Origin of the sequence: Streptomyces sp. NPDC015661 (genome assembly GCF_043077765.1) — a bacterium.
Classification (GTDB): Bacteria; Actinomycetota; Actinomycetes; order Streptomycetales; family Streptomycetaceae; genus Streptomyces.
On sequence record NZ_JBIBST010000008.1, the window covers coordinates 203,189 to 214,989 of the forward strand.

Genomic DNA, 11,801 nt, shown 5'->3' on the forward strand with positions numbered 1-11,801 from the left:
GTATGGGCCCGGCAAGAAGGCCCGGATGGACCTGAATCGTGTGTGGTTCACAGTGCCCAGGGTGGGACGGGGGAAACCGCCCCACCCGGAACTGGCGGCCGCTCAGGCCTTCTTGAGACGGAACCAGTAGAAGCCGTGTCCCGCAAGGGTCAGGAGGTAGGGCAGCTGTCCGATGGCCGGGAACTTCACCCCGCCGATCAGCTCCACCGGCTGGATGCCGTCGAAGCGCCGCAGGTCGAGCTCGGTCGGCTGCGCGAACCGCGAGAAGTTGTTCACGCAGAGCACGAGATCGTCGCCGTCCTCCCGCAGGAAGGCGAGCACCGCCGGGTTGGACGCCGGGAGTTCCGTGTACGTCCCGGTCCCGAAGGCCCGGTTCTGCTTACGGATCTCGATCATCCGCTTCGTCCAGTGGAGGAGCGAGGACGGCGAGGCCATGCCCGCCTCGACGTTGGTCACCTGGTAGCCGTGGACCGGGTCCATGATGGCCGGCAGGTAGAGCCGTCCCGGGTCGCAGGAGGAGAAGCCCGCGTTCCGGTCGGGGGTCCACTGCATCGGGGTCCTGACCCCGTCGCGGTCGCCGAGCCAGATGTTGTCGCCCATGCCGATCTCGTCGCCGTAGTACAGCACCGGCGAACCGGGCAGCGAGAACAGCAGGGCGGTGAACAGCTCCATCTGCTTGCGGTCGTTGTCGAGGAGCGGGGCGAGCCGGCGCCGGATGCCGATGTTGGCCCGCATCCGCGGGTCCTTGGCGTACTCGGCGTACATGTAGTCGCGCTCTTCGTCCGTGACCATTTCGAGGGTGAGCTCGTCGTGGTTGCGCAGGAAGATGCCCCACTGGCAGCCGGAGGGGATCTCCGGGGTCTTCGCGAGGATTTCCGAGACCGGGTAGCGGGACTCGCGCCGGACGGCCATGAAGATGCGCGGCATGACCGGGAAGTGGAAGGCCATGTGGCACTCGTCGCCGCCCGAGCGGAAGTCGCCGAAGTAGTCGACGACGTCCTCCGGCCACTGGTTGGCCTCGGCGAGCAGCACCGTGTCCGGGTAGTGGTCGTCGATCTCCTTGCGGACCTGCTTGAGGAAGCCGTGGGTGGCGGGGAGGTTCTCGCAGTTGGTGCCCTCCTGCTGGTACAGGTACGGCACCGCGTCGAGGCGGAAGCCGTCGATGCCCAGGTCCAGCCAGAACTTCAGCGCGGAGAGGATCTCCTCCTGCACCGCCGGGTTCTCGTAGTTGAGGTCCGGCTGGTGCGAGAAGAAGCGGTGCCAGTAGTACTGCTTGCGGACCGGGTCGAAGGTCCAGTTCGAGGACTCGGTGTCGACGAAGATGATCCGGGCGTCCGCGTACTGCTTGTCGTCGTCCGCCCAGACGTAGTAGTCCCCGTAGGGGCCGTCCGGGTCGCGCCGCGACTCCTGGAACCACGGGTGCTGGTCGCTGGTGTGGTTCATGACGAAGTCGATGACCACGCGCATGCCGCGCTGGTGGGCCGCGTCGACGAACTCCACGAAGTCGGCGAGGTCCCCGAACTCGGGGAGCACCGAGGTGTAGTCGGCGACGTCGTAGCCCCCGTCCCGCAGCGGGGACTTGAAGAACGGCGGCAGCCAGAGGCAGTCGACGCCCAGCCACTGGAGGTAGTCCAGCTTGGACGTGATGCCCTTCAGGTCGCCGACGCCGTCGCCGTTGCTGTCCTGGAAGGAGCGGACGAGGACCTCGTAGAACACCGCCCGCTTGAACCAGTCGGGATCGCGGTCCTTGGCGGGGGTGTCCTCGAAGGTGTCGGGGACGGGCTCGTTGACAGTCATGAGGTGGGTGACCCTCCGGTCTGCGGGGACGGTCGCAGGGCGAGTACGTGCGCGGGCGTGACGCCCGGTTCCAGGCGCACGTAAGCGGCCCTGCCCCAGTGATAGGTCTCGCCGGTGAGCTCGTCGCGCACCGGCACGGTCTCGTGCCAGTCGAGGCCGAGTTCCGGCATGTTCAACGAGAGTGAAGCCTCCTGGGTGTGGTGCGGGTCGAGGTTGACGACCACCAGAACGATGTTCGAACCCGAGCGCTTCGAGTACGCGATCACCTGCGGGTTGTCGGTGTCGTGGAAGGTCAGGTTCCGCAGCCGGCGGAGGGCCGGGTGACGGCGCCTGATCCGGTTCAGGGCGGTGATGAGCGGGCTGATCGTCGTCCCCGCCCGCTCCGCCGACTCCCAGTCGCGCGGCCTGAGTTCGTACTTCTCCGAGTCGAGGTACTCCTCACTGCCGTCCCGCAGCGGGGTGTTCTCGCACAGCTCGTACCCGGCGTACATGCCCCAGGACGGCGAGAGCGTGGCCGCGAGCACAGCCCGCGCCTCGAACGCGGGCCGGCCGCCCTCCTGGAGGTAGGCGTGCAGGATGTCGGGGGTGTTCACGAAGAAGTTCGGCCGCATCTGCGCGGCCGTCTCCCCGGACAGCTCGGTGAGGTACTCCGTCAGCTCCTCCTTGGTGTTCCGCCAGGTGAAGTACGTGTACGACTGCTGGAAGCCGATCGCGCCGAGCGTCCGCATCATCGCCGGCCGGGTGAACGCCTCGGCCAGGAAGATCACGTCCGGGTCGGCCCCGTTGATCTCGCCGATCACCCGCTCCCAGAACACCACCGGCTTGGTGTGCGGATTGTCGACGCGGAAGATCCGGATGCCGTGGTCCATCCAGAACCGCAGCACCCGCACGGTCTCCGCGACGATCCCGTCCATGTCCCGGTCGAACGCGATGGGGTAGATGTCCTGGTACTTCTTCGGCGGGTTCTCCGCGTACGCGATCGAACCGTCCGGCCGGTGGTGGAACCACTCCGGGTGCTTCTCCACCCACGGGTGGTCCGGGGAGCACTGCAGCGCGAAGTCCAGGGCGATCTCCAGGCGCAGCTCCCGGGCCCGCGCCACGAACGCGTCGAAGTCCTCGAAGGTCCCCAGGTCCGGGTGGAGCGCGTCGTGACCGCCCTCCGGCGAACCGATCGCCCACGGCACCCCGACGTCGCTCGGCGACGCCGACAGGGAGTTGTTGGGGCCCTTGCGGTGGGTCTCGCCGATCGGGTGCACCGGCGGCAGGTACACCACGTCGAAGCCCATCGCGGCGACCGCCGGGAGCCGTTCGGCCGCGGTGCGGAAGTTCCCCGGGACCGTACGCCCCTTCACCTTCCGCACGCCCTCCGAGCGCGGGAAGAACTCGTACCAGGAGCCGAACAGGGCCCGCTCCCGCTCCACCTGGAGCGGCAACGCGGGGGAGGCGGAGAGCAGTTCGCGCAGCGGGTGGCGGTCCAGGGCGTCGACGACCCGCGGGGCGAGCGCCGCCGCGAGCCGCACGGCCGCCGGACGGTTCCCGTCCCGCAGCGTGTCCGCCGCCGCGAGCACGGCCTCCCGGCCGCCGCCCTTCTTCGGGACGCCCTTCGCGGCCCGCTCGTGCAGCTCGGCGCCCTCGGCGAGGACCAGTTCGGAGTCGATCCCGGCCGGGATCTTGATCCTCGCCGTGTGGCGCCAGGTGGCGACCGGGTCGCTCCAGGCCTCCACGGTGTACGTCCAGAGGCCCTCGACGTCCGGGGTGACCTCGGCACCCCAACGATCGGTGCCCGGGGCCAGTTCACGCATCGGGGTCCAGGGGCCGGGGCGGCCCGACGGGCCGCGCAGCACGACATTGGCGGCGACCGCGTCGTGGCCCTCGCGGAAGACGGTCGCCGTCACCTCGAAGGACTCTCCGGCCACCGCCTTCGCGGGGCGCCGGCCGCATTCGACCAGCGGGCGGACGTCCAGTACGGGAATGCGTCCCATGAGCGGATTCACAGCATCACCTGACGGGTTACGGGGGTGCGGGTGGTGGTGCGCTCTTTCTAGCTCCGTCGACGGCCGGCGGGTTGCGGGCATGACGGCTCCTGTCCGCGTTCACTCGGATGGCGGGTCCACAGGGATGAAACAGGGGAGGAACGAAGGGCTCGGGGAGACGGGTTCGGGGGTGTACCGGAGGAGCCTTCCCACGGTTCTCGGGTGGGCAATCCGGCGCTTTGTTAACTACTCGGGCGTAGCCCCACTGGCAAGCACACGACCCGGACAACAAACGAGCCCCGCCTTTGTGGGGCGGGGCTCGATCCGTGGTCCGGCGTCAGGGGCGCGGCGAGGTGTCCGGGGTCTCCGCGTCCGTCGACCACACCTGCCAGGGCTGGCGGGCCACCCACTCCTCCACCGGGGCCGGTTCGAGACCGAGGACCTCCGACGACACCCCGTCGTCGTCCGTCATCAGCAGCGGATCCGCGCCGCTCGCCATGTAGTGGTAGATCCCCGCCACCCCGGCCGCCGTCCCCGGGCCGAGCAGCTGCGCCAGGCCCCGCTCGAACACGGCCGGATCCAGCTCCTCGTACCGCACCGTCCTGCCGAGCCCCCGGCCGAAGGCCGCCGCCAGCTCGCGGCCCGTCATCGCGCGGTCGCCGCCGATGTCGAAGGTCCGGCCCTCCAGGTCCTCCCGGGTGAGCGCCGCGAGCGCCGCCTCCGCCAGGCCCCGGTGCGACAGCCACGCCGTCCGCGCCGACTCCGGCAGGGGGTAGGCGAGGACGCCGTCGTCGACCAGCGCCGGCCCGTTCCACGGCGAGAACAGGTTGTCCAGGTACACCGGCGGCCGGACCACCACGAGCGGCACCCCGCTGTCCCGCAGCACCCGCTCCGCGAGCCGCCGCGTCTCGAAGGCGGCGACGTCCGTCGGGCCCAGCGGGAGCCGGGTGTTGGCGTTGAACACCAGACGCTCCGTGCCCGCCGCCAGGGCGGCCTCCGCGATGTTCCGCGCGTACGCCTCCACCCGCGTCTCGTCGTACACCAGCGGCATCGTGACGAACGCGTGCGTCGTCCCCGCGAACAGCCGCCGCACATCGCCCGGGACCCCCAGGTCCCCGGAGAGGAAGAAGGCCCCGGGGAGCGGCGGCCGGTCCGCCTCGGCGCGCCGGGTCAGGCTCCGCACCCGGTGGTGGCGCTCGGCGAGGAGGCGGGCCACCGCGCCGCCCTGGAAGCCGGTCGCGCCCACGACCGCCACCCGCATCGGAATCTCACTGTCCATGTGTGCCCAAGGCCCTTCGATAGGCTGTCGCCGCTGCCGTGTCGGCGTCCCTCCAGGCTCCCCGCGGCGGCTTCGGCCGTTCAATTAACAAACCGGGGCGGAAGTTGAAGGATCGTCCATGGAAACCGTGGGAACCGACCGTCACGACCAGCGCGACCCCCTCGATCCTCCCGGCGAGGGCGAGCACGAAGACCTGCTGAGCGAACTCCTCAAACCCCTCCGGCTCACCGGGGTCTTCGACAGCCGCTGGCACGTCCGCGCCCCCTGGGCCATCGAGGGCGACGCCGAACGCAGCTGCGCCGTCCTCCACTACGTCGTCGAGGGCGGCTGCTGGATCACCGCCGGCGACGAGACCCCCGTCGAACTCCACGCCGGCGACCTCGTCGTCTTCCCCACCGGCGCCGCCCACCGCCTCTCCGACCGGCCCGAACGCCAGGGCGTCCCGCTCAAGGCCGTCCTGCCCGAACGGCAGCCCGGCACCTCCGGCGAGATCGTCATCGAGGGCAGCGGCCCCGAGAGCCGCCTCCTGTGCGCCGGACTCCACTACGACGCCAGCGCCGCCACCGGCCTCTACACCTCCCTGCCCTGGGCCCTCGTCCTCGACGGCCGCCAGGTCGACCGCGAGCCCCTGCTCCGCGACACCCTCCGGCTGCTCGCCGCGCCCGACCGGCCCGTCGGCCCCGGCGACCGGCTCATCACCCTGCGCGCCTTCGAGATGGCGCTCGTCCTCGCGCTCCGCCCGCTGCTCCGCGAGCTCGCGGGGAACCCGGCCTCGCTGCCGCTGCTCCGCCACCCCGGCATCAGCCGGGCCGTCGTCATGATGGCGACCCGGTTCGCCGAACCGTGGACCATCGACTCCCTCGCCCGCGAGGTCGGCATGTCCCGCTCCTCGTTCACCGCCGCCTTCCGGGACCTCGTGGGCGACTCCCCGGCCCGGTACCTCGCCGGCCGCCGCATGCAGGAGGCGGGACGGCTCCTCACCGAGACCTCCCTGCCGCAGTCGGCGCTGCCCGCCCGCGTCGGCTACCGCAGCGCCGTCGGTTTCCACCTCGCCTTCCGCAAGTGGTTCGGGGTGACCCCGGGCGAGTACCGGGCGGCCTGACGAGCTCCGACCTGACATCTTCGGGAGTCCCTGGACGGTTCTTAAGGACCCCTGGACGGACGTTCATTGTCCGTCCGGGGCACCCCCGGACAGGCTCGGGACCGGCAGAGCCGTGACACCCGAGGAGAGGCGAGACACCGGTGACGAGGTCCGGGCAGGAGTATCTGGAGGGACTGCGCGACGGGCGCGAGATCTGGCTCGACGGGGAGCGGGTCAAGGACGTCACCGCCCACCCCGCCTTCCGGTCCACCGCCGCCTCCTTCGCCCGTCTCTACGACCTCGCCGACGACCCCGTGCACCACCCCGTCCTCGTCCAGGGCGGAGTCCGCCGCGCCTGCGCCGTGCCCCGCTCGTACGAGGACCTCGTCGCCCGCCGGCGCGCCTTCCGCACCACGGCCGAGGCGAGCTACGGCTTCCTCGGCCGCACCCCCGACCACATGGCCGCCGGCGCCGCCGGATTCGCCGCCGCGCCCGCCGTCTTCACCGGCGAGACCTTCGACGGCGCCGAGCACGCCCTCGCCTTCCACCGGCGGCTCGCCGAGGGCGACCTGCACACCGCGTTCACCCTCACCAACCCGGCCCCGGGCCCCGGCGCGGACGACCTCACCCTACGGGTCGTCGGGGAACGCGACGGCGGGATCGTCGTCCGCGGCGCCAAGACGATCGGCACCGGCGCCGTCTTCGCCGACGAGCTCCTCGTCGGCACCATCGAGCCGCTCGCCGCCGACGACACCGAGCACGCCGTCACCTTCTCCGTACCGCTCGACACCCCCGGCCTCAAGCTGATCTCCCGCACCTCCTACGAGGAACGCTCCCGGTCCGTCTTCGACCACCCGCTCTCCTCCCGGTACGACGAGAACGACGCCATGCTCGTCTGCGAGGACGTCCTCGTGCCCTGGGACCGCGTCCTCACCTACCGGGACCCGGCCACCACCGGCGCGATCTGGTGGCAGACCCCCGCCTACCTGAACTTCGTCCACCAGTCCGCCACCCGCTTCTGGACCAAGCTGGAGTTCCTCACCGGCCTCGCGATCCTGCTCACCCGCTCGAACGGCACCGAGAAACTGCCGCCCGTCACCCAGGCGATCGGCCGGCTCCTCGGCATGGTCGCCCAGGCCAAGGCCTTCGTCCTCGCCGCCGAGGCCTCGTACGAGGAGGTCGACGGCGGGCGCGGCGGCGTCCGCCCCGGGCAGGAGATCTCCTTCGCCCAGCGGATCATGGCCGGCGAGCTCTACCCGCGCGCCGTCCAGGACATCAAACTCCTCGCCGGCGGCGCCCTCGTCCAGCTCCCCGCCAGCGGCCGCGACCTCCTCCACCCCGAACTCGGCCCGCTGGTCCGCCGCTGCTTCGAGACGCCCGGCCACCCCGCCGAGGACCGCGTCAAACTCCTCAAACTCGCCTGGGACGCCCTCGGATCGGAGTTCGCCGGCCGCCACGAGCAGTACGAGCGCTTCTACCAGGGCGCCCCGCACGTCTACCTGACGATGCAGACCTGGGCCGGCGCGGCGGGGGAGTGCGAGGGCCTCGCCCAGGCCTGCCTCGACGGCTACGGCCTGGGGACCACCCGGTGACGACACCACCACCGGGCCCCCGGCGCGGGGCGCTCGCCCTGCTCGCCTCCACCCAGCTGCTGCTCATCATGGACACCGCGATCGTCAACGTCGCGCTGCCCTCCGTCGGCGAGGACCTCGGCTCCGGCTCCTCCGGCCTGTCCTGGGTCGCCAACGCCTACCTCATCACCTTCGGCGGACTCCTCCTCCTCGGCGGACGCGTCGCCGACCTCCTCGGCCACCGGCGGGTCTTCCTCGGCGGCCTCGGCCTGCTCGCCGTCGCCTCCGCCGCCGGTGGTCTCGCCCCCGGTGCCGACGCCCTCGTCGCGGCCCGCGCCGCCCAGGGCGTCGGCGCCGCCCTCGCCGCGGCCGCCGCCTTCGCCCTGCTGCTCCTGCTCTTCCCCGACGGGCCCGCCCGGCACAGGGCCCTCGGCGCGTTCGCCGCCATGGGCGGTCTCGGCGGCGTCCTCGGCACGGTCCTCGGCGGCGTCCTCACCGATCTGCTCGGCTGGCGCGCCACGTTCTGGCTGAACGTCCTCCTCGCCGCCGTCCTCGCCGCCGGCGCCGTCCGGATCCTCGCTCCGCGCACGGGAGCGGTCCTCCGCGGCGGCTTCGACCTCGCCGGGGCGCTCACCGCCACCGCCGGACTCGGCCTCGTCGCCCACGCCCTCGTCGGCGGCGCCGAAGCGGGATGGCTCTCCGCCCGCACCCTCGGCGCCGCAGGAGCCGGACTCGCGCTGCTGCTCGCCTTCGCCGCCGTCGAGACCCGGGCCGCCGCCCCGCTCGTGCCGCCCGCCGTCCTCGCCCGGCCCGCGCTCCGTCCGGCCAACGTCCTCGCGGCGCTCGCCCAGACCACGCTGTTCCCGATGTTCTTCCTGGTCAGCCTCTACCTCCAGAGCGTCCTCGGGTACGCGCCCCTCGGCGGCGGCCTCGGACTCCTGCCGCTCTCCCTCGTCGTCGTCGCGGTCGCCCCGCAGACCGGCCGGATCATCTTCCGCCTCGGCCTGCACCGGACCATGACCCTCGGCTTCGTCCTGCTGTGCGCCGGGACGGCGTGGCTGGCGCTCGCTCTCACCCCGGACGGCGACTTCGCGAGCACCGTCCTCGCCCCCAGCCTCCTCCTCGGCGCCGCCCTGCCGCTCGTCGTGGTCACCACCAACGTGGCCGCCACCGCCGAGGCCACGCCCGAGGAGACCGGACTCGCCTCCGGACTCGTCAACACCAGCCAGCAGTTCGGCTCCGTCCTCGGCCTCGCCGTCCTCGTCGCCGTCGCCACCACCCGTACGGGAGACACCGGTCGTACGGGAGACACCAGCGGTACGGGACACACCGCCCGCACCGGGGCCACCGACGCGGCCCGCGCCGCCGCCGAGACCGCCGGCTTCCGCGCCGCGCTGCTCACCGGCGCCGCCTTCGCCGCCCTCGCCGCCCTGCTCTCCGTACGCCTCCACCTCCCGCGGCGGGCCACGGCGGCCGAGGACCGGGTGCCGGACCCGTACTGACCGGACCACGACGCCCATGACGCCCATGACCCGCCCCTGGAAGAAGGAGCCCGTTTTGCTCGGCGACCCGCGTCACACCACCGAGGACATACGCGCCGCCGACCCGCTGGGCGCCGACGCCCTGCTCGCCGCGGTGCCCGGGATGAACGCACGGGCCGACACGGCCGCCCTGACCGTCGCCCTCCGCGCCCTGGTCCCCGACCTCGACGAGGCGGCGCAGTGGAGCGCCGGCGGCGCGCTCGCCGCGATGCGGGACCTCGGCATCCTCCTCGGCTCCCTCAAACGGCACGGCGTACAGCCGCTGGCCGCCGTGCCCGAGGCGCTGCCCGTACTCGAACTCCTCGGCCGCCGCACCGACATGATCCCCCGGGACACCGTCCACCACTACACGACCTGGAACCCGACGGGCGCCCGCCGCCGCACCTACACCGGCCACCCCACCGAGGCCCGCCTCCAGGACGCCGTACGGATGGTCTTCCCCGGACTCGTCGCGGCCCTCGACGACTGCGCCCGGCTCGCCCGCCTCGAACCGTACGACCCCGGATTCCCCGCCGCCCTCGACCGCATCGCCGGACTCGTCCGCACCATGGTGGAGTCCATCGACCTCACCGTCGCCCAGGTCCCGCCCGCGTACTTCGCGCTCACCCTCCGCCCGTACTTCGAGGAGGTCGAGATCGCCGGCCGCGACTACCTCGGCCCCGCCGCCGCACAGGTCCCGCTCTGGCTGGTCGACCTGACGCTGTGGCAGTGCGACCGCTCCGACGCCGCCTACGACGCCTTCCTCGCCGAGTCCCTGCCGTACGCCCTGCCGTCCTGGCGCGCCTTCCACGCCCGGCACCGGGGCGGCGTCTCCGCCGTCAGCAAACTCTCGGCGGCCGTCAGCTGGGAGGGCGCCGACCGGCTGCCGCCCGCGCTCACCGCCTCCGCGGAGGCACTCGGCCGCGTCCTGCGGATCCTGAAGACCTTCCGGGCCCGGCACATCGGCATCGCCCGCAAGGCGTACAGCGACGACATCCGCCTGTACGAGGAGGGCAGCGGCGGGGCCCCCGTCGCGCTGCTGCGCTCGATCCTGGACCTCACCAGGGAGAACGAGACCATGGTGCGCCGCGCGACCGTGCGGCGCAGTCCCGCCGGGGCCCCCGTCGGCCCGTCGGCCGCGTAGGACACGCCCCAACGGCGCGAAGGAGCAGTCGAGATGTCCCCCCACACCCCGTACTACGGGCCGCAGTACGGTCAGAGCCCCCACATCGTGATCGCCGGCGGCGGCATCGCCGGACTCACCACCGCCCTCGCCCTGCACAGCGCCGGCTTCGAGCGGGTCACGGTCGTCGAGGCCTCGGCGGCCATCCGCCCCGTCGGCGCCGGACTCAACCTGATGCCCAACGCCGTCCGCGAACTCGACGCGCTCGGCCTCCTCGACGCCCTGGAGCCCGGCGCCCTGCGCACCCGCGAACTGCGCTACTACCACCGCTCCGGCGGCCTCATATCCCGCGAACCGCGCGGCCTCCACGCCGGCTACCGCTGGCCCCAGCTGTCCGTCCACCGCGGCCACCTCCAGCAGGTCCTCGCCGGCGCCGTCCGCGCCCGGCTCGGCACCGCCGCCCTCGTCACGGGCGTCAAGGTGACCGGCGTCGAACTCCTCCCGGGCGGCCGGCCCCGGCTGCGCCTGGAGCACCGCGACGGACCCGTCAAGGGCCGGGCCTCCCTCGAACCGGACGTCCTCGTCGGCGCCGACGGCATCCGCTCCGCCGTCCGCGCGGCCCTCAACCCGGCCGAGGGCGGGCCCCCGTGGAACGGGATGCTCGTGTGGCGCGGGGTGTCCCGGATGCCCGCGCGGGCCGTCGGCTCCTTCATGTTCATCGCCGGCGACGACCGGCAGAAGGCCGTCGTCTACCCGATGAGCCGCCCGACCGGACCCGGCCGGGAGGTCCTCGTGAACTGGGCGCTCGCCCGACCCGCCGACGCCCCCGGCGAAGCAGGCGAGGAGCGCCTCCGCGGCGACTGGAACAGGCCCGTCCCCGTCGACGCCTTCCTCCCGTACTACGAGGGCTGGGAGTTCGACGGCGTCAGCGTCCCCGCCGTCCTGCGCGCCGCCGACACCGCCCACGTGTACCCGATGGTCGACCGCGACCCCCTCGACCGGTGGACCCACGGCCGCACCACCCTCATCGGCGACGCCGCCCACGCCATGTACCCCATCGGCTCCAACGGGGCGACCCAGTCGATCGTCGACGCCCGCGCCCTCGCCCACGCCCTCGCCCTCCACCCCGACCCCGCCGAAGGCCTCGCCGCCTACGAGCGCGAACGCCGCCCCGCCATGACCGCGCTCCAGCACGCCAACCGGGAACTCGGCCCCGAGGTCGTCATCAACCTCGCCCACGCGCGCGCCCCGCACGGCTTCACCGACATCCACCAGGTCATCCCGGCCGAGGAACTCGCCGCCATCGCGGCCCGGTACGCCACCACCGGAGCCTTCGACCCGGCCACCGTCAACCAGGGCTCCCCGTACGAGCCGGCGGTGCCCACCCCCTGACCCCGTGCGCCGTGGCGGGACGGGAACACACTCTCAGGGCCTGGCCGGCGGATCAGGCCCTACCC

Annotated in this window: 8 protein-coding genes; 5 read left to right on the forward strand and 3 right to left on the reverse strand. The window is 72.8% G+C overall.

Going from position 1 to position 11,801, the window contains the following annotated elements; translation table 11 throughout:
• Positions 1-102: 102 nt before the first annotated feature.
• The 3 genes from treS to ACF07V_RS22930 all read right to left on the reverse strand — a co-directional run bounded on the left by treS (position 103) and on the right by ACF07V_RS22930 (position 5,049).
• On the reverse strand, positions 103-1,797 hold the full coding sequence (gene treS, locus ACF07V_RS22920) for a maltose alpha-D-glucosyltransferase (RefSeq protein ID WP_392156690.1): 1,695 nt from the start codon (positions 1,795-1,797) through the stop codon (positions 103-105).
• Positions 1,794-3,779 carry an alpha-1,4-glucan--maltose-1-phosphate maltosyltransferase gene (locus tag ACF07V_RS22925; protein ID WP_392156692.1) on the reverse strand — a complete coding sequence of 662 codons (1,986 nt, stop codon included), beginning with the start codon at positions 3,777-3,779 and terminating at the stop codon, positions 1,794-1,796. The genes treS and ACF07V_RS22925 overlap by 4 nt, the downstream gene beginning before the upstream one ends.
• Positions 3,780-4,107: 328 nt before the next feature.
• Entirely contained in the window at positions 4,108-5,049 is a 942-nt protein-coding gene (locus ACF07V_RS22930; protein WP_392156694.1) for an SDR family oxidoreductase, read from the reverse strand.
• A gap of 118 nt (positions 5,050-5,167) precedes the next feature.
• Here ACF07V_RS22930 and ACF07V_RS22935 point away from each other — a divergent pair, with 118 nt between their 5' ends.
• The 5 genes from ACF07V_RS22935 (at position 5,168) to ACF07V_RS22955 (ending at position 11,736) form a co-directional block, all read left to right on the forward strand.
• Entirely contained in the window at positions 5,168-6,151 is a 984-nt protein-coding gene (locus ACF07V_RS22935) for an AraC family transcriptional regulator (RefSeq protein WP_392156696.1), read from the forward strand.
• A 140-nt stretch (positions 6,152-6,291) separates the two neighbouring features.
• Entirely contained in the window at positions 6,292-7,722 is a 1,431-nt protein-coding gene (locus tag ACF07V_RS22940; RefSeq protein WP_392156698.1) for a 4-hydroxyphenylacetate 3-hydroxylase family protein, read from the forward strand.
• Positions 7,719-9,203: an MFS transporter gene (locus tag ACF07V_RS22945; RefSeq protein ID WP_392156700.1), complete on the forward strand. Its 1,485-nt coding sequence runs from the start codon at positions 7,719-7,721 to the stop codon at positions 9,201-9,203. The genes ACF07V_RS22940 and ACF07V_RS22945 overlap by 4 nt, the downstream gene beginning before the upstream one ends.
• A gap of 25 nt (positions 9,204-9,228) precedes the next feature.
• Positions 9,229-10,365, forward strand: a complete 1,137-nt coding sequence (locus tag ACF07V_RS22950; protein WP_392157057.1) for a monodechloroaminopyrrolnitrin synthase PrnB family protein — start codon at positions 9,229-9,231, stop codon at positions 10,363-10,365.
• A 33-nt stretch (positions 10,366-10,398) separates the two neighbouring features.
• Positions 10,399-11,736 (forward strand): FAD-dependent monooxygenase, encoded by a 1,338-nt coding sequence (locus tag ACF07V_RS22955; RefSeq protein WP_392156701.1) that lies wholly within the window; start codon positions 10,399-10,401, stop codon positions 11,734-11,736.
• The last annotated feature ends 65 nt before the right edge of the window (positions 11,737-11,801 follow it).